This window comes from Streptomyces sp. NPDC055140 (assembly GCF_053607285.1).
The window spans coordinates 170,433-189,984 of record NZ_JBSGTG010000015.1; the positions used below are offsets into that span (position 1 = coordinate 170,433).

19 protein-coding genes are annotated in these 19,552 nt (G+C 72.0%); 12 read left to right on the forward strand and 7 right to left on the reverse strand.

Annotated features, from left to right (window positions below):
* Positions 1-113: 113 nt before the first annotated feature.
* Positions 114-1,142, reverse strand: coding sequence for an SGNH/GDSL hydrolase family protein (locus ACWFR4_RS26955; RefSeq protein WP_453458511.1), 1,029 nt, complete (start codon positions 1,140-1,142; stop codon positions 114-116).
* Positions 1,143-1,313: 171 nt separating this feature from the next.
* Here ACWFR4_RS26955 and ACWFR4_RS26960 point away from each other — a divergent pair, with 171 nt between their 5' ends.
* A complete protein-coding gene (locus ACWFR4_RS26960) occupies positions 1,314-2,705 on the forward strand; it encodes a cystathionine beta-synthase (protein ID WP_453458508.1) in 1,392 nt (463 codons plus the stop codon).
* Positions 2,706-2,998: 293 nt separating this feature from the next.
* Here the strand turns inward: ACWFR4_RS26960 and ACWFR4_RS26965 are convergent, their stop codons facing one another.
* Positions 2,999-3,832, reverse strand: coding sequence for a MurR/RpiR family transcriptional regulator (locus ACWFR4_RS26965; RefSeq protein WP_453458505.1), 834 nt, complete (start codon positions 3,830-3,832; stop codon positions 2,999-3,001).
* Positions 3,829-5,412, reverse strand: a complete 1,584-nt coding sequence (locus ACWFR4_RS26970) for an aromatic amino acid ammonia-lyase (RefSeq protein WP_453458502.1) — start codon at positions 5,410-5,412, stop codon at positions 3,829-3,831. The genes ACWFR4_RS26965 and ACWFR4_RS26970 overlap by 4 nt, the downstream gene beginning before the upstream one ends.
* Before the next feature lie 154 nt (positions 5,413-5,566).
* On the opposite strand from ACWFR4_RS26970, the gene ACWFR4_RS26975 reads away from it, so the two are divergent.
* The 7 genes from ACWFR4_RS26975 (at position 5,567) to ACWFR4_RS27005 (ending at position 11,513) form a co-directional block, all read left to right on the forward strand.
* Positions 5,567-6,673: an ABC transporter ATP-binding protein gene (locus ACWFR4_RS26975; protein ID WP_453654962.1), complete on the forward strand. Its 1,107-nt coding sequence runs from the start codon at positions 5,567-5,569 to the stop codon at positions 6,671-6,673.
* Positions 6,670-7,317 carry an ABC transporter permease gene (locus tag ACWFR4_RS26980; RefSeq protein ID WP_453458496.1) on the forward strand — a complete coding sequence of 216 codons (648 nt, stop codon included), beginning with the start codon at positions 6,670-6,672 and terminating at the stop codon, positions 7,315-7,317. Before ACWFR4_RS26975 ends, ACWFR4_RS26980 begins: the two co-directional genes overlap by 4 nt.
* A gap of 1 nt (position 7,318) precedes the next feature.
* On the forward strand, positions 7,319-7,990 hold the full coding sequence (locus tag ACWFR4_RS26985; protein WP_453458493.1) for an ABC transporter permease: 672 nt from the start codon (positions 7,319-7,321) through the stop codon (positions 7,988-7,990).
* 11 nt (positions 7,991-8,001) lie between these two features.
* Complete coding sequence (locus ACWFR4_RS26990) at positions 8,002-8,937, forward strand: ABC transporter substrate-binding protein (protein WP_453458491.1); 936 nt, start codon at positions 8,002-8,004, stop codon at positions 8,935-8,937.
* A gap of 14 nt (positions 8,938-8,951) precedes the next feature.
* Positions 8,952-10,352 (forward strand): purine-cytosine permease family protein, encoded by a 1,401-nt coding sequence (locus ACWFR4_RS26995; protein WP_453458489.1) that lies wholly within the window; start codon positions 8,952-8,954, stop codon positions 10,350-10,352.
* A 72-nt stretch (positions 10,353-10,424) separates the two neighbouring features.
* Positions 10,425-10,847, forward strand: a complete 423-nt coding sequence (locus ACWFR4_RS27000; RefSeq protein WP_453458486.1) for a hypothetical protein — start codon at positions 10,425-10,427, stop codon at positions 10,845-10,847.
* A 90-nt stretch (positions 10,848-10,937) separates the two neighbouring features.
* Positions 10,938-11,513 (forward strand): hypothetical protein, encoded by a 576-nt coding sequence (locus ACWFR4_RS27005; RefSeq protein WP_453654964.1) that lies wholly within the window; start codon positions 10,938-10,940, stop codon positions 11,511-11,513.
* A 22-nt stretch (positions 11,514-11,535) separates the two neighbouring features.
* Here ACWFR4_RS27005 and ACWFR4_RS27010 read toward each other — a convergent pair whose 3' ends face one another.
* Genes ACWFR4_RS27010 through ACWFR4_RS27025 form a run of 4 tightly spaced genes read right to left on the reverse strand, consistent with a single transcriptional unit; the run spans position 11,536 to position 13,658 of the window.
* Complete coding sequence (locus ACWFR4_RS27010; protein ID WP_453458481.1) at positions 11,536-11,910, reverse strand: hypothetical protein; 375 nt, start codon at positions 11,908-11,910, stop codon at positions 11,536-11,538.
* A gap of 40 nt (positions 11,911-11,950) precedes the next feature.
* The gene (locus ACWFR4_RS27015) at positions 11,951-12,424 is read right to left on the reverse strand and encodes a roadblock/LC7 domain-containing protein (RefSeq protein WP_453458478.1); all 474 of its coding nucleotides are present in this window, start codon (positions 12,422-12,424) and stop codon (positions 11,951-11,953) included.
* 38 nt (positions 12,425-12,462) lie between these two features.
* Positions 12,463-13,200: a transcriptional regulator gene (locus ACWFR4_RS27020; protein WP_453655012.1), complete on the reverse strand. Its 738-nt coding sequence runs from the start codon at positions 13,198-13,200 to the stop codon at positions 12,463-12,465.
* Between the two features lie 59 nt (positions 13,201-13,259).
* A complete protein-coding gene (locus tag ACWFR4_RS27025; protein WP_100597931.1) occupies positions 13,260-13,658 on the reverse strand; it encodes a hypothetical protein in 399 nt (132 codons plus the stop codon).
* A gap of 388 nt (positions 13,659-14,046) precedes the next feature.
* Between ACWFR4_RS27025 and hutU the strand changes: the two genes are divergently transcribed.
* The 4 genes from hutU (at position 14,047) to hutI (ending at position 19,541) form a co-directional block, all read left to right on the forward strand.
* A complete protein-coding gene (hutU, locus tag ACWFR4_RS27030; RefSeq protein WP_453654966.1) occupies positions 14,047-15,711 on the forward strand; it encodes a urocanate hydratase in 1,665 nt (554 codons plus the stop codon).
* A 20-nt stretch (positions 15,712-15,731) separates the two neighbouring features.
* Positions 15,732-16,934 (forward strand): allantoate amidohydrolase, encoded by a 1,203-nt coding sequence (locus tag ACWFR4_RS27035; protein ID WP_453655014.1) that lies wholly within the window; start codon positions 15,732-15,734, stop codon positions 16,932-16,934.
* Positions 16,925-18,262, forward strand: coding sequence for a formimidoylglutamate deiminase (locus ACWFR4_RS27040; protein ID WP_453654968.1), 1,338 nt, complete (start codon positions 16,925-16,927; stop codon positions 18,260-18,262). The genes ACWFR4_RS27035 and ACWFR4_RS27040 overlap by 10 nt, the downstream gene beginning before the upstream one ends.
* 109 nt (positions 18,263-18,371) lie before the next feature.
* The gene (gene hutI / locus ACWFR4_RS27045) at positions 18,372-19,541 is read left to right on the forward strand and encodes an imidazolonepropionase (RefSeq protein ID WP_453654970.1); all 1,170 of its coding nucleotides are present in this window, start codon (positions 18,372-18,374) and stop codon (positions 19,539-19,541) included.
* Positions 19,542-19,552 lie beyond the last annotated feature (11 nt).

Sequence of the window (19,552 nt, forward strand, 5' to 3'; positions counted from 1 at the left end):
AGGGCGATTTCGGGGTAGCGGGCTTCCGGCTCGGGTGCGTGGTCCAGGACACAGGGCTCCGCCCCGGACCCCGCTCCTCAATCGCCGAAGTACCCGCTGGGTGTTCGTACCCGCTAGATGTTCAGCGGCGTCGGGTCCTGCGTCGCCACCCGCCTGCGCCTGCGGCGCTTCAGCAGGGCCCAGGGCCCCCTCGGACCCGTCGGCATAGCCGCCGTCACCTCCGTGCCGCCCTCCGCCGCTGCCTGGGCCGCCGCCCTGGCCACCGGCAGGAAGCCCTCGCGCCGCGACACGTCCGGACGCTCCTCCTCCGGCCACAGGCCCAGCGACGCGCACAGCGTCGGCAGCACCGCCATCGCCGCCGTCGCATAGCCCTCGGCCGACGGGTGGTAGTTGTCGGGACCGAACAGCTCCCGCGGATTGGCCAGGAACTCCGGGCCGAGCAGATCGCCCAGCGACACCGTGCGCCCGCCCTGCTCCACCGTGCCGATCGTCTGCGCCGCCGCCAGTTGCCGCGAGGCTCGCCGGGCCAGAAACCGCAGTGGCTGGTTCACCAGCTCGATCGTGCCCAGATCAGGGCACGTCCCCACCACCACCTCCGCGCCCGCCGTACGCAGCCTGCGCACCGCCGCCGACAGATGACGCACCGACCGGGTCGCCGGCATCCGGTGCGTCACGTCGTTCGCGCCGATCATCACGACGCACACGTCCGGCACCCAGTCCGGATCCGAGAGGATCACCGCGACCTGCCGGTCCAGATCGTCCGACCTGGCGCCCGGCAGTGCCACGTTACGCAGCTCCACCGGACGCTCGGCCACCGCCGAGAGACCCGAGGCGAGCAGTGCGCCCGGCGTCTGCCGGGCCCGGTGCACGCCCTGCCCCGCCGCCGTCGAGTCACCCAGCATCGCGAACCGCAATGGCTCCGTCTCCGCCACCTCGGTGGCCGGACGCTCGGCGAAGACCCTCCCGTACAGACCGTCCGCGGACGGGACCTGCACCCCCCTGCCGTGGTTGCCCACCTGCCGCTTCGCCAGCTGGACCTCCGCGATCACCAGACCGACCGCGGCGGCGCCGACCAGACCGATACCGCCGCCGCCGTACGCCGCGCCCGCGGCGATCCGCCGTGCCACCCTCGCCCTCGACATGCGTCGCAGCCACCTGCCTCTGCGTAGTCCTTTTCAGCCGTACATCCAGTCATTGCCCCGTAAGCACGGTCGGCCAATCGCAACAGGCGATGATGGGGCGGCACTCGGCTTACGCTGACCGCACATCACATCGCGGATCCCTCACAGATCCATCGCAGCCCGGAGACAACGGTGCAATTCCACGACTCGATGATCAGCCTCGTCGGCAACACCCCGCTCGTGAGGCTCAACAGCGTGACCGAAGGCATTCAGGCAACCGTCCTGGCCAAGGTCGAGTACTTCAACCCCGGCGGTTCGGTGAAGGACCGCATCGCCGTGCGCATGATCGAGGCCGCGGAGGAGAGCGGCGCCCTCAAGCCCGGCGGCACGATCGTGGAGCCGACCAGCGGCAACACGGGCGTCGGCCTGGCCATCGTGGCGCAGCAGAAGGGGTACAAGTGCATCTTCGTGTGCCCCGACAAGGTCTCCACGGACAAGATCAACGTGCTGCGGGCGTACGGCGCGGAGGTCGTCGTCTGCCCGACGGCCGTGGACCCGGAGCACCCGGACTCGTACTACAACGTCTCCGACCGGCTGGTGCGTGAGACGCCCGGCGCCTGGAAGCCGGACCAGTACTCCAACCCCAACAACCCCCTCTCGCACTATCACTCCACCGGCCCCGAGCTGTGGGAGCAGACCGAGGGCAGGATCACGCACTTCGTGGCGGGCGTCGGCACGGGCGGCACGATCTCCGGGACCGGCCGCTATCTGAAGGACGCGAGCGAGGGCCGTGTACAGGTCATCGGCGCCGACCCGGAGGGCTCGGTGTACTCCGGCGGCTCGGGGCGCCCGTACCTCGTGGAGGGCGTGGGCGAGGACTTCTGGCCGACGGCGTACGACCGCACGGTCGCGGACGAGATCGTCGCGGTCTCCGACAAGGACTCCTTCCAGATGACCCGCCGCCTCGCCAAGGAGGAGGGCCTCCTCGTGGGCGGCTCCTGCGGCATGGCAGTGGTGGCGGCCCTCCGCGTCGCCGAACGCCTCGGCCCGGACGACGTGGTGGTGGTCCTCCTCCCGGACAGCGGCCGCGGCTACCTCAGCAAGATCTTCAACGACGAGTGGATGGCCGACTACGGCTTCCTCGCCGACACGGGCACGAGCGCGCGCGTGGGCGACGTGCTCGAGCACAAGGAGGGCGGCGCGCTGCCGTCGCTCGTCCACATGCACCCGGAGGAGACCGTCGGCGAGGCCATCGAGGTGCTGCGCGAGTACGGCGTCTCGCAGATGCCCATCGTGAAGCCGGGAGCCGGCCACCCGGACGTGATGGCTGCCGAGGTCATCGGCTCCGTCGTCGAACGGGAGCTGCTCGACGCCCTGTTCACGCGGCGCGCCTCGCTCGGCGACCCGCTGGAGAAGCACATGTCGGCGCCGCTGCCGCAGGTCGGCTCGGGTGAGCCGGTGGAGGACCTGATGTCCGTGCTCGGCTCCGCGGACGCGACGATCGTCCTGGTGGAGGGCAAGCCCAAGGGTGTGGTGAGCCGCCAGGACCTGTTGTCCTTCCTCGCGAAGAGCGGCGGGAAGTAAGGCGGAGCGGGTTCGTGCAATCGGTACGAGCGCGACACGTGCGCGCAGCACCCGCTTAACACGCGTCCGGCACATTGGTGGGTGTCGGCAGGGGTGGGAGCGGCTCCCCGCTCAGGCCGGCACCGTAGCGGCGTCAAGGACCTCCGGAGCGGCTCCCGGACCTCCATGGACGCCTGCGGACGCGGTGACCCGGTCCTGACCCGGTTCCGTGTCCTTCGCGGGGACCGCCGTCGTCCCGCCCCCCGTTCACGGGGGTGCGGCGGTCCCCGCGCAACACCCTTCCGAGCGCTCTTCTATTCGACGAACAGGCCCCGCTCCGCGGCGCGTACGTCGAATTCCTCCAGGCGGGCCTGCGCCTCGGGCAGGTTGTCGCACATCGCTTCCAGGAGTACGCGCCCGAGCAGCATCGGTGAGCACGCCGTGTCGAAGGCGAGGCCCTCGCCGACCGCGGCGGGCAGGAGCAGGTCCGAGTGCTTGGCGACGGGGGCGAAGGCCGAGTCGGCGACGGTGACCACGGTGAGGCCGGCCGACTTGGCGTAGGCGAGCGCGTCGACGACTTCCTTGGGGTGGCGGGGCAGCGCGAAGCAGAGGAGGGCGGTGGCTCCGGCGTGGACGGCGGCGTCGACGCGGTCGGCGAGCATCGTGCCGCCCTCGTCGAGGAGCCGTACGTCGGGGTGGACCTTCGCCGCGAAGTACGAGAAGCCGTAGGCCTGGGAGGCGGCGGCGCGCAGGCCGAGGACGAGGAGCGGGCGGGAGGCGGCGAGGAGGCGGCCCGCGCGTTCGACGGGGGCGGGGTCGGCGAGGAGCTGCGCGAGGTGGCGGAGGTTCTCGATCTCGGCCTCGACGGCCTGCTGGTACTCGTTGGCCGAGGCGGGCGTTGCGGGTTCGGCGGGCGCGACCTCGCGCAGGTGTTTGCGCAGGGCGGGGTAGCCGTCGAAGCCGAGTGCCACGGCGAAGCGGGTGACGGAGGGCTGGCTGACTCCGGCGAGTTCGGCGAGTTCCACGGAGGAGAGGAACGGGACGTCGGCGGCGCGGCGCACCATGCAGTGCGCGATGCGCCGCTGAGTGGGTGTCAGGCGGTGTACCTCGAAGAGCTGTTGCAGTCGTGCGGCTGGGCTGTCGTTCATTCCGTCCCCCCAGGGCGGTCTGATCCGGCTGCTGCGGTGGCTGCGGCCGGTCCGTCTGTTCCGTCGGCGATGCGGGTGAAGCTGTCCAGGAGTCCCGCCGCGGCCCGGGTGACATCTTCCGTCAGGGGACGGTCGGTGGCGTCGGGGTCGAGGACCGAATCCGCGAGGGCGAAGGCGCGGCCGACCGGGAGTTCGGGGTCGGGGCGCATGTCGCGCTGGCGCAATGCCCGTACGGCGGCGACGAGTTCGCAGCCCACGACGAGGCGGTAGGCCTCGCAGACACGCAGGGTCTGGCGGGCGGCGAGGGACGCGAAGCTGGCCTGTTCCTCGACGCCTCGGGAGAGGACCGCGTGGCCGAGCGACGCGGGGGCGGCGAAGGCGCGCAGGTCGCCGAGGGCCGCTCCGGCCGCGTATTCGAGGATCATCACGCCAGACGAGGCGGGTTCGCCGTCGGCGAGGAAGGGGCGCAGGCGGGTGTAGGAGGGTTCGTTGAGGGTGGACAGGCGTGAGGTGGAGAGCCGGGCGACCTGGGCGATGGCGAGTCTGAAGTGGTCGAGCGCCAGGGCGAGTTGGGCCATGTAGAAACCGCCGTGGTGGTAGGCGGCCATGTCCTGGGGGGAGATGAGGGGGTTCTCGGCGGCTGCGTTGATCTCGACGGTGAGTACGTCTTCCAGGGCGTCGGCGGCGTCCTGGGCCGGGCCGTGGATCTGGGGGACGCAGCGGAAGCCGTACGGGTCCTGGATGCGGCCGAGGGGCGGGGTGGGGCGTTCGGGGGCGCCGAGGATGGTGCGCATCCGGGCGGCGACGGCGTATGAGCCGCGGTGGTGGCGGGCCTCGTGGACGGGCAGGGCGTACGCCTCGTAGGAGCCGTCGACGGCCAGCAGGGAGAGTGCGGCGACGAGTTGGGTGGCGGAGATCAGGTCGCGCAGTTCGTGCAGGGCGAGGGCGGACTGGCCGAGGGTGAGGGCGTTGCTGCTGATCAGGGCGAGGGCGTCGTTGTTGTCGAGGGGCTGGGCCTCGGGGGCGCCGTCGCCGCGCCAGGGGTGTTCGCCGGCGAGGGCGAGGCCCATCTGGGCGAGGGCGGCGATGTCGCCGGTGCCGACGGAGCCGAATTCGTTGACGACCGGGTAGGCGCCGGTCTCCAGGGCTTCGCACAGGGCCGTGACGACGGTGGGGCGTAGTCCTGCACCGCCGGCGAGGAGCTGGTTGGCGCGGACGGCGAGCATGGCGCGGACCTGGCGTGCGGGGAGCTCTTCGCCGATGGCGCCGGCGTGGCTGCGCAGCAGGCGCAGGCCGTGGTCGGCGGCGGCCTCGGTGGGCACGTCCTCGTTCCGGTTCGCGCCGACGCCGGTGGAGCGGCCGTAGACGCGGCCCCAGGCGGCGATCTCGCGGGCGGCGTTCCAGGACTCCTCGACGCGTTTCATGGCGTCGGTGCCGGGGACCGGCCTGGCGGCGGAATCGGCCAGGCGGACGACGTCGGGCACGGGGAGCCCGTGTCCGTCGAGCACGACGACGGGCGTGGGACGCTGGGGGGCCATCATTCGGGGCTTACCCGCGGTGTCCGCGATGTGAGACGACATGGTGCGTCAAACCCTCCTCAACCGGACGTTCTGTCTCGTTCCCCGATGGCATTAACCAGCGATTTACCTGGCGATGTGCGCCGGGGCATTGACAATCTATTCAGATACCGAGAACTCTGCATGACGATATGCAGCCCGGGCAAGGGGACTCCACATGATCCAGTTCGATACGGTCCACAAACGCTTCCCGAACGGCACGACGGCAGTGCACGACCTGACGCTCGACATGCCGGAAGGGGGCGTGACCGTCTTCGTCGGGTCTTCCGGTTGCGGCAAGACGACCAGTCTGCGGATGATCAACCGGATGGTCGACCCGACTTCCGGCACCATCCGCGTCGGCGGCCGCGACGTCCTTGAGCAGGACGCGGCCGAGCTGCGCCGCTCCATCGGGTACGTCATCCAGCAGTCGGGCCTCTTCCCGCACCGCACCGTCCTCGACAACATCGCGACGGTGCCGCTCCTGCTCGGCTGGGGCCGGCGCAAGGCGCGGGCACGGGCGGCCGAGCTCCTGGAGACGGTCGGCCTTACCGCCGAGGCCGGCAAGCGCTACCCGCACCAGCTCTCCGGCGGCCAGCAGCAGCGCGTCGGCGTGGCCCGCGCGCTCGCCGCCGACCCGCCGGTGCTGCTCATGGACGAGCCGTTCGGCGCGGTCGACCCCGTCGTGCGTACTCAGCTCCAGGACGAACTCCTGCGTCTCCAGCAGGAGTTGAACAAGACCATCGTCTTCGTCACGCACGACATCGACGAGGCCGTGCGGCTCGGCGACCGGATAGCCGTCTTCCGCACGGGCGGTCACCTCGTCCAGTGCGCGCCGCCCGCCGAGCTGCTCGCCCGCCCCGCGGACGACTTCGTCGCCGACTTCCTCGGCGCCGAGCGCGGCCTGAAGCTGCTGTCCCTGACCACGCTCGCGGACGTCGGCCAGGGGCCGGCCCCCGAGGGCACCGGCTGGGAACTGGTCCTCGACGCGGCCCGCAAGCCGCTGCTGTGGCGCGACGAGGGCACCTCCGCCGAGGTACCGGTGCGCCCGCTGCGGGACTCGGACTCGCTCCTGTCGGCGCTGAACGAGTCGATCGCGGCGCCCGGCGGCCTCGTGGCCCGGGTCGACGCGGACGGCGTCCTGACGGGCGTCACGTCCCGAGGCGAGATCCACGACCGCGCGGGCCTCGCCCACATAGCCGCCGGCACCCGCGTGGACGCCCCCAAGGACGCCGGCGGCACCAGTGACACCGCCGTCCGCAAGGACACGGACGTGGCCTCATGACCATCGACTGGTCCTGGATATCGGAGCACACCTCCGACCTCACCACGCTCACGCTCTCGCACCTCCAGGCAGCGCTCTCCGCCGTCGTGCTGGGCCTGGTCATCTCGTTGCCGCTCGCCGTCGTGGCCCATCGCGTCAAGCCGCTGCGCGGCTTCCTGCTCGGGTTCTCGAACGTCCTGTTCACGATCCCGTCGATCGCGGTGTTCGTCCTGCTGCTCCCGGTCTCCGGGCTCACCCGCACCACCACGGTCATCGGCCTGACGATCTACACGCTCGTGGTGCTCCTGCGGAACACCGTCGAGGGCCTCGACTCGGTGCCGGCGAAGACCAAGGAGGCCGCGAAGGCCATGGGGACGCGTCCGCTGCGCACCCTGCTCACCGTCGAACTGCCGCTCGCCCTGCCGGTGATCATGGCCGGGGTGCGCATCGCGACCGTCATGGCGATCTCCCTGGTCTCCGTGGCGACGTACATCGGCGACGGCGGGCTCGGCCAGCTGTTCACCGACGGGTTCCAGCGCAACTTCCCGACCCCGGTCATCGCCGGCGTCGTGCTGACCCTGCTCCTCGCGCTCGCCGCGGACGCGGTCCTCGTCGCCGTGCAGTACGCGCTGACCCCCTGGACCCGCCGCCGGAGGAGTGCCTGAGATGTACGAGCTCTTCAAGAACCTCGGCGCGTGGCTGGTCGACGGCGACCAGTGGGCGGGCCCCGACGGCATCGGGCACCGCCTCGCCGAGCACCTCCAGTACTCGCTGCTCGCCACGCTCATCGCGGCCGTCATCGCACTGCCGCTCGGCCTGCTCATCGGCCACACCGGGCGCGGCGCGTTCCTCGCGATCAACCTGTCCAGCTTCGGCCGCGCGCTGCCGACCGTCGGCCTGGTCGTGCTCGTCTTCCTGGCGAGCGGCCTGTCCATGTGGCCCGTCTACATCGCGCTCGTGGCCCTCGCGGTCCCGTCGATCGTCACCAACACGTACGCGGGCATGAGCGCCGTCGACCCGGAGGTCAAGGACGCGGCCCGCGGCCAGGGCATGCGCGGCCACCAGGTCCTGTTCCAGGTCGAGCTGCCGCTCGCGATGCCCCTGATCATGACCGGCCTGCGGCTCGCCCTGATCCAGGTCGTCGCCACGGCGACCATCGCCGCGTACGTCTCCTTCGGCGGCCTCGGCCGCTACGTCTTCGACGGGCTCGCCCAGCGCGACCTCGTGCAGGTGCTCGGCGGTGCCGTCCTCGTGGCGGTCGTCGCCGTCGTACTCGACCTCGGGCTCTCCGCACTGCAGCGCGCCCTCTTCCGCCACCGCCCCGCCAAGTCGGCCTAGGAGCACGCAAGATGAACCGCAGGACTGTCATCGGCGGCCTGTTCGCCGCAGCCTCCGTCCCCGCGCTCGCCGCGTGCAGCGGCGGCATCACCTCTCTCGACGGCCAGGGCTCGGGCGGCGGGGGCGGCGGCTCCAGCAAGAACGGCGTCACCATCGGCACCGCCAACTTCACCGAGAACCAGGTGCTCGGCTACCTGTACGCGGCCGCCCTCGAAGCGGCCGGCGTGAAGACGAAGGTCCGCCCCAACCTCGGCACCCGCGAGATCCTCATCCCCGCCCTCGAGGGCGGGGACATCGACCTGCTCCCCGAGTACCAGGGAGCCCTCCTGCACTACCTCGACCCGAAGTCGACGGCCACCGAGGAGGGCGAGATGCAGAACGCCCTCGCCGTCGCCCTGCCCAAGGGCCTGCAGATCTTGCCCTACGGCCTGGCGGAGGACTCCGACGCGTTCGTCGTCACCCGCGAGACGGCCAGGAAGTACAAGCTGACCTCGCTCGCCGACCTGGCGAAGCACAACGGCAAGCTCGTCATCGGCGCCGCGCCCGAGGTGAAGAAGCGCCAGGTCGGCGCGGTCGGCCTGAAGGACGTGTACGGCGTCGAGTTCAAGGAGTTCAAGTCCCTCGACTCGTCGGGGCCGCTGGTCAAGGGCGCCCTGAAGAAGGGCGACGTCGACGTGGCGAACCTCTTCACCACCGACACGGACATCGTCGACAACCACTGGGTCGTCCTCACCGACCCCAAGAACCTCGTCCCCGGCCAGCACGTCGTCCCGCTCGTCGCCGACCGCAAGGCCGACTCGACGGTCCGCAAGGCGCTCGCGCGCCTGGGCAACGTACTGACGACGGAGCAGCTCACCGAGCTCAACCGGCAGGTGGACAAGGACAAGAAGGACCCCCAGGACGTTGCCGACGCGTACGCGCGTCAGCACGGGATCAGCAAGGGCTGAAGGAGAGTCGGATCATGGCCGAAGCACTCGTGGAGCGGCGCTCCATCGACGTAGTTCCCGACGCGGAACGCCACGGCACGGCGTTCTCGCAGTTCACGCTCTGGCTCGGCGCGAACCTCCAGATCACCGCCGTCGTGACGGGCGCGCTCGCCGTCGTCTTCGGCGGCGATGTGGTCTGGTCGCTCGTCGGTCTCGTCGTCGGCAACCTGCTGGGCGGCGCCGTCATGGCGCTGCACTCGGCGCAGGGCCCCAGGCTCGGCCTGCCGCAGATGATCCAGTCCCGCGCCCAGTTCGGTGTGCGCGGCGCGGTCGTCCCGCTGCTCCTGGTGATCCTGATGTACGTCGGGTTCTTCGCCAGCGGCAGCGTGCTCGCCGGGCAGGCCGTCGGCGAGCTCACACACACCGGCGACACCACGGGCATCGTCGTGTTCGCCCTGGTCACCGGGGCGACGGCGACCGTCGGCTACCGCGTCATCCACGCGCTCGGCCGGGTCGCCAGCATCGTGTGCGCCATCGCCTTCGTCTACCTCGGCATCCGGCTCCTGGACCGGGTCGACCTCTCGGCGCTGCTGCACGACGCGCACTTCGACGCCCCGATGTTCCTGCTCGCCATCTCGCTCTCCGCGTCCTGGCAGCTCGCCTTCGGCCCGTACGTCGCGGACTACTCGCGCTATCTGCCCCGCACGACGTCGGCGAAGTCCACGTTCTGGTGGACGCTGTCGGGGTCGGCGATCGGCTCGCAGTGGTCGATGACGTTCGGCGTCCTCGTCGCGGCGACGGCGGGGGCGAAGTTCCTCGACAACCAGGTCAGTTACGTGGTCGGCCTCGGCGGCGCCGGGATCATCGCCTCGTTCCTGTACTTCGTGATCGCGCTCGGCAAGCTGACCATCAACGTGCTCAACACGTACGGCGGCTTCATGTCGATGGTGACGAGCGTCAGCGGATTCCGCGGTCAGAAGGTCCTCTCGCAGCGCGCCAGGGCCGCGTACATCGCGCTGATCATGATCGCGGGCACGGCGGTCGCGCTGGTCGGCAAGGACAGCTTCCTGTCGTCCTTCAAGGACTTCCTGCTGTTCCTGCTGACGTTCTTCACGCCCTGGTCGGCGATCAACCTGGTCGACTACTACCTGATCTCCAAGGAGCGGTACGACATCCCGGCCCTCTCCGACCCGCACGGGCGCTACGGGGCCTGGCGCTGGGACGCGCTCACCGTGTACGCGATCGGGCTCCTCGCGCAGCTCCCGTTCCTCGCCACGCACTTCTACACGGGCCCGCTCGTCGAGCCGCTCGGCGGCGCCGACATCTCCTGGATCGTGGGGCTCGTGGTGCCGGCCGTCCTGTACTGGGCCGTGGCCCGGCGCAACACGGCGCACATCCCCGAGCGGACGCTGCGTGAGCCGGTGGCGGCCGAGTAGGGCCCGGCCCAGGGACAAGAGGGGGGTTAGCCCCACTGCGACGGCGGCCTCCGGTCCGTAACGTGGCCCGGTATGGAAGCCCGTGACGCCGAACTCAAGAAGGAACTCGACGCCACCCTGCACGCACGCAGGGAACTCGGCGAAGAGTACGAGTCCGCGCTCGTCGACTCGTTCCTGGACAAGGTCGAGCAGCGCCTCGACGGTGCCGTGGACCGCCGTGTGCGGAGGCAGTTGGCGGAGCAGCAGATGGTCGTCGCCCGGGGCGCGCGCTCCCCGCGCGGCGACGGCGACAGCTGGGGCGAGCGCTTCGGCTTCGGCATCGTCTCCCTGGTGCTCGCCATCCCGCTGTCCGCGATCGCCGTCGTCAACGCCGATCTGCCCGGCCTGCTGATCGCCTGGACGGGCATCGTCGGGGTGAACGCGCTGCACGCGGTGCGGTGGATGCCGCGCTTCGGGTCGCGCAAGGAGCGCGACACCTCGGACTGGGAGGACTGAGCCCCCTTACGTCAGCTCTCAGGGAGCCCTCAGATTCCCTCGTTAGTCTCCGCCCGGTCGAGGTGACACCGGAGTGCGGAGGTGGCGGACGTGGCGACGCGCGGTGGGCAGGGTCTGGCCCGGGTGGCGGTGGTCGTGAGGGCCGGGGCCGCGCCCCTGTGGTGGCTCGGGGTGTGCGCCGCGGGCATCGGAGTGCTCCCGCCGGGACTCACCGGCCGCCGTATCGGCGTGCTCGCGGGAGCGGCCCTCTTCCTGCTCTCGGCGGCCACGGTCGCGGGCGTGGGGCGAAAGCGCTACGCGGGCCTGGCGCGCTCGGCGTCGCGCGCGGGCAAGCACGACGTGCTCCAGGACCGCGCGGTGACGGTGCGCAACTGGCGCCGCGGCCACCGCTGGTGGCTGCTCCTCGCCTTCCTCGCCGCCCTCGGCTCCGCCTTCGCGCTGCCCGCCGCGGGCGGCCTCCTCGTCGCCGGCACGGGCGCCGGCCTGTGGCTGCGGGCGACCCGCCTCGGCCGCCTGGAACGCCGCGACGACCAGCTCCTGTGGGTACGGGTCGACTGGCTCGACGGGCGCGCGGGCGCTCCCGCGGGCGCCCGCGTCAAGGGCTACCGGTCGACGGGCACAGGCGCGGGCGACGCCGCACCGGGCGGGGCGCGGCGCCGCCCCTGAGCGGGCGTGCGGGCCGGAAGGCTCAGACCTCGAGCTCGGCCTCGATCTTCCTCAGCTGGTGGCGTGCCATCGCCAGGTTCGCGCGGCTCGAATCGAGGACCAGGTACAGGAAGAGACCGTTGCCGGAGCGCCCCGACAGCAGGCGGATCAGGTGGTACTGGGTGCCGAGCGTGATCAGGATGTCCTCGATCTCGTCCTTGAGGCCGAGGTGCTCCATGGTGCGGAGTTTCGCCCGTACGACGTCGGTGTTGCCGGCGGCGGCCACTTCGAGGTCGAAGTCCTTGGTGCCGCCGATGGTGCCGAGCGCCATGCCGCTCGTGTAGTCGACGAGCGCGGCGGCGGTGGCGCCTTCGATCGAGGTGACGGCGTCCTTGAGGGCGGCTTCGGTGTTGGCCATGGTCGGTCCTTTCGAGGAATCGCGTGTGCGGTGTATTCGTTCAGGAAGCGGACTGGGGCGGTACGGGGCGGGTGGGCAGCCGCTGTTGCCGGGTTGACGGCCGGGGCTGGCGCCGGTCGGGCGCGGGCGGTTCGACGGGTGTCAGGACGTCCGCCACGAGTTCGCCGATACGCGCCCCGCAGCGGCGGCCCTCCAGGTGCAGGCGGCCGACGCTGACCTGGTCGTCCGCGAGCAGCGTCAGGACCGCGGACGGGCCGGCCGCGTAGGTGGCCACATAGCCGTGCGTGCCGCGCACGAGGAGTTCGCGCAGGTCGCCGCGCCCCGTCGCGTCGGCCATGCGCAGGGCCACACCGAGCGAGGCGGCGGTGAGCGCGGCGATGCCCTCGGCCTCCACGCCCGGGGTGTCATGGGCGAGGACCAGCCCGTCGACACCTGCCGCGAGCGCACCCGTGAGGCGGGGCACGCGGGCTCTCAACCGGTGCAGTTCTTCGAGGACTTCGGCCTCGGCCGTCATCAGCTGTCTCCTCTCGGCACGCTGGCGGAGCGCGCGTCTCACAGGGCCTCCAGCGCGTCTCTGAGGCGGCGTAACAGTGCGACATCGGGGTCGGCCGACGCCGCGCCCGCCCAAGCGGGCGTGGCCGGGGCGGGCGGCAGCGGAGGCGGTGCCGCAGCCCGTACGAGGCCGGCGGCGGCGAGCCTGCGCAGATCCACCAGGGTGTGGAAGGCGGGCCTGCCGAGGACGTGGGAGATATCGGCCGCGGTGCGCGCTCCGTCGACCAGGGCGAGCACGGCGCGCTGGCGCGGCGGGACCGCGAGGCGGTGGCCGCCGCCCTGCTCGAGGGGTGCCGTGTCGGCGGCGGCGTCGGGCCAGATGCCGTGCAGCAGCTCGCGCCGGCGCAGCGTCTCGGCCTCCACGGACGCGACGGAGACGGGGTGGACGGTGCCGAACCAGTGGGCGGCGCCGTAGCGGAAGCGGGCCGGGGCGCCGCTGGGCGCGAGTGCGAAGAACGCGGCGTCGTAGAGGGCGCCCAGGTGGCACAGTTCGAGCGCGCCGTCGGTGAGCCGGCCGCTCTCCACGAGGTACCGGCCGACCCGCTGCCGTGTCCCGGCCGCGTCGACGGCCTCCCACCAGCCGTCGGGGTGCAGGGCGCCGCCGGTGGTGAGCAGGACGTCGATGCCGGGCGTCGCGGGGCTCTCGGCGTGCACGACCTGCCCGTCGGCGAGGTAGAGCGTGCCGCGGTCGCGCAGCAGGGCGCCGGTGGCCCGCTCCTCGGCGAGGCGGCGCAGCATGGGGGAGACCCCGGCCGGTGTCGTCGTGCGGCCCTCGGCCCTGGCCGCCGCCGTCGTGGTCACCCGAGCACCAGCCGGTCCGCCATCTCGCCGAGCCGGATGCGGGACAGCGCCAGGTTGCCCTGTTCCCGGTCGAGCCAGAGATGGAGGAAGACGCTGCTGTCGAACGTGGTCCGCACGAAGCGCAGCACGTGATAGCCGTCCCGGCTGGTGACGATGACGTCCTCGACCGGCGGCTCGCCTGCGGACCAGTCGGCGCCGCCGGCGGGCGCGAAGGCGCGGTGCTCGGCCGTCATCCGGGCCAGCTCGGCGGCCTCCGCGGCGGTCGCCTCGTGGTCCCCGTTCGGCGAGTCCCCGACGGTGCCGAGGGCGAGTCCGCTGGTCCAGTCGACCACGGAGGCACCCCGCGCACCGGGCAGCCGCATGGCTTCCAGCAGGCACTCGTCGATTCCGGGCACACCGGACTCCTCCCGTACGTGACGTTCGGCCGTGTGCACGACGCTACGCAACGTACGGATGCCAGGTGAGGGTTCTGGCATTTTCCAGTGGAACATGCGTGGAGCGACTAAAATCCGCCAACCGGCCTGATATCCGCGGGAGTCGGGGCGCCGCCCTGCTCGGAGGAAGCCCCTCCGTGTGGCCCCCGAGGCGCCTCCGTAGCACCCCCTCGGGGCCCTGGCAGCGCCTCCGGCGCGTCGCCGCCCGACTCCCTGATGATCCCTGTGACCAGGCGATCACCCATGTCCGGCGCGGCGGCGCGGCAACCGGCCGGGGAGATGTATTGACTAGTTCTATTCAGAACGCCAGGATGTGAATATCCACGGCAACAGTTTCTAGGAGGCAGCCATGTCAGGACCCCGCCCCGTACGAGCCCCGCGCGGTACGGAACTGAACACCCTGGGATGGCAGCAGGAGGGCGCCCTGCGGATGCTCATGAACAACCTCGACGCGGAGGTTGCCGAGCATCCCGACAAGCTGGTCGTCTACGGGGGCACCGGCAAGGCGGCCCGCTCCTGGGAGGCGTACGACGCGATCGTGCGCACGCTCAAGACATTGAAGTCGGACGAGACGCTCCTCGTGCAGTCCGGCAAGCCGGTCGGTGTCATGCGCACCAGCGAGTGGGCGCCGCGCGTGCTGCTCGCCAACTCCAACCTGGTGGGCGACTGGGCGAACTGGGAGGAGTTCCGCAAGCTGGAGGCCGAGGGTCTGACCATGTACGGCCAGATGACGGCCGGTTCGTGGATCTACATCGGCTCGCAGGGCATCGTCCAGGGCACCTACGAGACCTTCGGCGCGGTCGCCCGCAAGAAGTTCGACGGCACTCTCGCCGGCACGATCACCCTCACCGCAGGCGTCGGTGGCATGGGCGGCGCCCAGCCCCTCGCCGTGACGATGCACGAGGGCGTCGCCATCTGCGTCGACGTCGACGGGACCCGCATCGACCGCCGCATCGGCACCCGCTACCTGGACGTGAAGGCCGACAACCTGGACCACGCCCTGGAGCTCGCGGTCCAGGCCCGTGACGAGCGCCGCGGCCTGTCCATCGGCGTGGTGGGCAACGCAGCCGAGATCTTCCCGGAGCTGCTGCGCCGCGAGGCCCCGATCGACATTGTCACCGACCAGACCTCCGCCCACGACCCGCTGGCCTACCTGCCCGTCGGCATCTCGGTCGAGGACTGGGACAAGGAGCGCGAGGCCGACCCGGCCGGCTTCACCGACAAGGCGCGCCACTCGATGCGCCTCCACGTCGAGGCCATGATCGGCTTCCTCGACCGCGGCGCCGAGGTCTTCGACTACGGCAACTCCATCCGCGACGAGGCCCGCAAGGCGGGCTGCGAGCGCGCCTTCGACTTCCCCGGCTTCGTCCCGGCGCACATCCGCCCGCTGTTCGAGGAGGGCCTCGGCCCGTTCCGCTGGGCCGCCCTGTCCGGCGACCCGGAGGACATCGCCAAGACGGACAAGGCGATCAAGGAGCTGTTCCCGGAGAACAAGCACCTGCACCGCTGGATCGACATGGCCGCCGAGCGGATCGCCTTCGAGGGCCTGCCCGCGCGCATCTGCTGGCTCGGCTACGGCGAGCGCCACCTGGCCGGTCTGAAGTTCAACGAGATGGTCGCCTCCGGCGAGCTCTCCGCCCCGGTCGCCATCGGCCGTGACCACCTCGACTCCGGCTCGGTCGCCTCCCCGTACCGCGAGACCGAGGCCATGAAGGACGGCTCCGACGCCATCGCCGACTGGCCGCTGCTCAACGCCCTGGTCAACACGGCCTCCGGCGCCTCCTGGGTCTCCATCCACCACGGTGGCGGCGTCGGCATGGGCCGCTCCATCCACGCCGGTCAGGTCTGCGTCGCCGACGGCACCGAGCTGGCCGCGCAGAAGATCGAGCGCGTCCTCACCAACGACCCGGCGATGGGCGTCATCCGCCACGTCGACGCGGGCTACGAGCACGCGGCCGAGGTCGCGGCCGAGCGCGGGGTGCGGGTGCCGATGCGCGAGGGTGACGACGCGTGACGAGTTCTTCCTTCGGCGAGATGTGGCGCGACCTCGCGCCCATCGGCCGCCACAACGAGAGCGGCGGCTACCGCCGCTACGCCTGGACCGCCGCCGACACCGACTGCCGGGCCTGGTTCAAGGACCAGGCCGAGTCCCGTGGCCTGACCTACGAACTCGACCGCAACGGCAACCAGTGGGCCTGGCTCGGCGACGCCTCCGCAGGGGACGCCGTCGTCACGGGCTCCCACCTGGACTCCGTACCGGACGGCGGCGCGTTCGACGGGCCCCTCGGGGTCGTGTCGTCCTTCGCCGCCCTCGATGAACTGAGGCGCAGGGGAGTGGAGTTCACCCGCCCCCTCGCCCTCACCAACTTCGGTGACGAGGAGGGCGCCCGGTTCGGCCTGGCCTGCGTCGGCTCCCGCCTCACCGCGGGCCGGCTCACCCCGGAGCATGCGGCGCAGCTGCGGGACGGCGACGGCGTCAGCCTCCCGCAGGCCATGGAGCGGGCGGGCTACGACCCGGAGGCGATCGGCCCCGACCCCGAGCGGCTCGCGCGCATCGGCGCGTTCGTCGAGCTGCACGTGGAGCAGGGCCGCGCCCTGGACCTGTCCGGCGACGCCGTGGGCATCGCGAGCGCGATCTGGCCGCACGGCCGCTGGCGCTTCGACTTCCGCGGCGAGGCCAACCACGCGGGCACCACGCGTCTCGTGGACCGCCGCGACCCGATGCTGTCGTACGCGCAGACCGTCCTCGCCGCCCGCCGCGAGGCGGAACTCGCGGGCGCCGTCGCCACGTTCGGCAAGATCTCCGTCGAGCCGAACGGCGTCAACGCCATCCCGTCCCTGGTCCGCGGCTGGCTCGACTCCCGCGCCCCCGACCAGCAGACCCTCGACACGGTCGTCACGGCCGTCGAGAAGGCGGCCCGCGAGTACGCCGACGCGCACGGCATCGACCTGGAGACCGTGCGCGAGTCGTTCACGCCGGTCGTCGAGTTCGACCACGCGCTGCGCGACGAGCTCGGCCGCATCCTCGGCACCGACGAGCAACTCACCGTCCCGGTGCTCGGCACCGGTGCGGGACACGACGCCGGAATCCTCGCGGACTCCGTGCCGACCGCCATGCTGTTCGTGCGCAACCCCACGGGCGTCTCGCACTCCCCGGCCGAACACGCCGCGGAGGACGACTGCCTCGCCGGGGTGAGCGCACTCGCCGACGTATTGGAGGGCTTGGCGTGCAGGTGACGTACTGGCTGGAGCATGCCTGGCTCGACCCGGAGGTCGAGCCGGGCGTGGTCGTCGAGGTGTCGCGGGACGGCCGCATCGCGGACGTGCGCACCGGCGTCGGCACCCCGCCCCCCGACGCGACCGTTCTGCGCGGCCTGACCGTCCCCGGCCTGGCCAACGCCCACAGCCACGCTTTCCACCGCGCCCTGCGCTCCACCGTCCAGGTGGGCTCGGGCACGTTCTGGACGTGGCGCGAGGTCATGTACTCGGTCGCGGACCGGCTGACCCCGGACACGTATCACGCGCTGGCCAGGGCGGTGTACGGGGAGATGGCGCTCGCCGGGATCACCACCGTCGGCGAGTTCCACTATCTGCACCACGCGCCGGACGGCACCCCGTACGACGACCCCAACGCGATGGGCGAGGCCCTGATCGCGGCGGCGGCCGAGGCCGGCATCCGCATCACGCTCCTCGACACCGCGTACGTCTCGTCGGGCTTCGGCAAGGAGCCCGACCGCCACCAGCGGCGCTTCTCCGACGGCACCACCGAGGCGTGGGCGGAGCGGGCCACGCTCCTCAAGGACCGCGACCACGTGCGCATCGGCGCGGCGATCCACTCCGTGCGGGCCGTCCCCGCGGACCAGCTCGACACGGTCGCCGAGTGGGCGGGGACGCGCGGCGCGCCCCTGCACGTCCACCTCTCCGAGCAGGCCGCGGAGAACGAGGCGTGCCTGGCCGCGCACGACTGCACGCCGACCCGGCTCCTCGCGGACCATGGCGTGCTCGGCCCGAACACCACGGGCGTCCACAACACGCACCTCACCGACGAGGACATCGCCCTGCTGGGCGGTTCCGGGACGGGCACGTGCATGTGCCCCACCACGGAACGCGACCTGGCGGACGGCATCGGCCCCGCCGTCGCCCTCCAGAAGGAGGGCTCACCGCTCTCCCTGGGCTCGGACAGCCACGCCGTCATCGACCTCTTCGAAGAGGCGCGGGCGATGGAGCTGAACGAGCGGCTGCGCACGCGGACGCGGGGCCATTGGACGGCGGCGGCGCTGCTGCGCGCCGCCACGGCCGACGGTCACGCGGCGCTCGGCTGGGACGACGCGGGACGGATCGAACGCGGGGCGCTCGCCGACCTCACGACCGTCGCGCTGGACTCCGTACGGACGGCGGGCCCGGTGCCGCGCCTCGGGGCGGAGACGGCGGTGTTCGCGGCGTCGGCCGCGGACGTGCGGCACACGGTCGTGGGCGGCCGCCACATCGTCCGTGACGGCCGGCACGAGCTGGTCGGAGACGTCCCCGGGGCGCTGGCCGCGGCGATCGGGGCGCTGCGGGCGTAAGGCTGTCTCCCCTCCCCAGCCCGCCTCTTCCCGAATGTCCTCGAACGCCGGACGGGCTGACACAACAGCCCTCCGGCGTTCGAGGATTTCCCACCCACGGAGAGGAACCATGACCACCACCGTCATCACCAACATCGGCTCCCTGGTCACCAACGACCCGGCCCACGGCGACAGCCCGCTCGGGCTCATCGAGAACGCGGCGGTGGTCGTCGAGGGCGACCGGATCGTCTGGGTGGGGCCGCAGGCGAAGGCCCCCGACGCCGACGCCACCCACGACGCCGAGGGCCGCGCCGTCATCCCCGGATTCGTCGACTCGCACTCCCACCTGGTGTTCGCGGGCGACCGCACCCAGGAGTTTAACGCCCGCATGTCGGGCCGCAGTTACTCCGCCGGAGGCATCCGTACGACGGTCGCGGCCACCCGCGCCGCCACGGACGCGGAGCTGGAGGCGAACCTCACCCACTACCTCGCAGAGGCGCTGCGCCAGGGCACGACGACGTTCGAGACGAAGTCGGGCTACGGGCTGACCACCGAGGACGAGGAGAGGGCGCTGCGCATCGCTGCGCGGCACACCGACGAGGTCACCTACCTCGGCGCGCACATCGTGTCGCCGGACTACGCGGACGACCCGGCCGCCTACGTCGCGCTCGTCACCGGCGAGATGCTGGACGCCTGCGCCCCGCACGCCCGCTGGGTCGACGTCTTCTGCGAGAAGGGCGCCTTCGACGGCGACCAGGCCCGCGCGATCCTCACGGCCGGCAAGGCCCGCGGCCTGCACCCCCGCGTCCACGCGAACCAGCTCGGCCACGGGCCCGGGGTCCAGCTCGCCGTCGAACTCGACGCGGCGAGCGCCGACCACTGCACGCACCTCACGGACGCGGACGTCGACGCCCTCGCCAACAGCGGGACGGTCGCCACGCTGCTGCCCGGCGCCGAGTTCTCCACGCGCGCCGAGTGGCCCGACGCCCGCCGCCTCCTGGACGCGGGAGCGACCGTGGCGCTGTCCACGGACTGCAACCCGGGCTCGTCCTTCACGTCCTCGGTGCCGTTCTGCATCGCCCTGGCCGTACGGGACATGGGGATGACCCCGGACGAGGCGATCTGGTCGGCGACGGCGGGCGGCGCGCGGGCGCTGCGCCGCGACGACATCGGCCGCGTGGCGCCGGGCGTGTACGCGGACCTGGCCCTGCTCGACGCGCCGAGCCATGTGCACCTGGCGTACCGGCCGGGCGTGCCGCTGGTGTCGGCGGTCTGGCGGCGCGGAGCACGCGCCGCCTGAGCCGCACACAC

Excerpts from the sequence above, each read along its gene's own strand:
- ACWFR4_RS26955 (WP_453458511.1), bottom strand. The coding sequence starts at position 1,142 with ATGTCGAGGGCGAGGGTGGCACGGCGGATCGCCGCGGGCGCGGCGTAC.
- ACWFR4_RS26965 (WP_453458505.1), bottom strand. The coding sequence starts at position 3,832 with ATGAACGACAGCCCAGCCGCACGACTGCAACAGCTCTTCGAGGTACAC.
- ACWFR4_RS26970 (WP_453458502.1), bottom strand. The coding sequence starts at position 5,412 with ATGTCGTCTCACATCGCGGACACCGCGGGTAAGCCCCGAATGATGGCC.
- ACWFR4_RS26975 (WP_453654962.1), top strand. The coding sequence starts at position 5,567 with ATGATCCAGTTCGATACGGTCCACAAACGCTTCCCGAACGGCACGACG.
- ACWFR4_RS26980 (WP_453458496.1), top strand. The coding sequence starts at position 6,670 with ATGACCATCGACTGGTCCTGGATATCGGAGCACACCTCCGACCTCACC.
- ACWFR4_RS26985 (WP_453458493.1), top strand. The coding sequence starts at position 7,319 with ATGTACGAGCTCTTCAAGAACCTCGGCGCGTGGCTGGTCGACGGCGAC.
- ACWFR4_RS26990 (WP_453458491.1), top strand. The coding sequence starts at position 8,002 with ATGAACCGCAGGACTGTCATCGGCGGCCTGTTCGCCGCAGCCTCCGTC.
- ACWFR4_RS26995 (WP_453458489.1), top strand. The coding sequence starts at position 8,952 with ATGGCCGAAGCACTCGTGGAGCGGCGCTCCATCGACGTAGTTCCCGAC.
- ACWFR4_RS27000 (WP_453458486.1), top strand. The coding sequence starts at position 10,425 with ATGGAAGCCCGTGACGCCGAACTCAAGAAGGAACTCGACGCCACCCTG.
- ACWFR4_RS27010 (WP_453458481.1), bottom strand. The coding sequence starts at position 11,910 with ATGGCCAACACCGAAGCCGCCCTCAAGGACGCCGTCACCTCGATCGAA.
- ACWFR4_RS27015 (WP_453458478.1), bottom strand. The coding sequence starts at position 12,424 with ATGACGGCCGAGGCCGAAGTCCTCGAAGAACTGCACCGGTTGAGAGCC.
- ACWFR4_RS27020 (WP_453655012.1), bottom strand. The coding sequence starts at position 13,200 with ATGCTGCGCCGCCTCGCCGAGGAGCGGGCCACCGGCGCCCTGCTGCGC.
- hutU (WP_453654966.1), top strand. The coding sequence starts at position 14,047 with ATGTCAGGACCCCGCCCCGTACGAGCCCCGCGCGGTACGGAACTGAAC.
- ACWFR4_RS27035 (WP_453655014.1), top strand. The coding sequence starts at position 15,732 with ATGTGGCGCGACCTCGCGCCCATCGGCCGCCACAACGAGAGCGGCGGC.
- hutI (WP_453654970.1), top strand. The coding sequence starts at position 18,372 with ATGACCACCACCGTCATCACCAACATCGGCTCCCTGGTCACCAACGAC.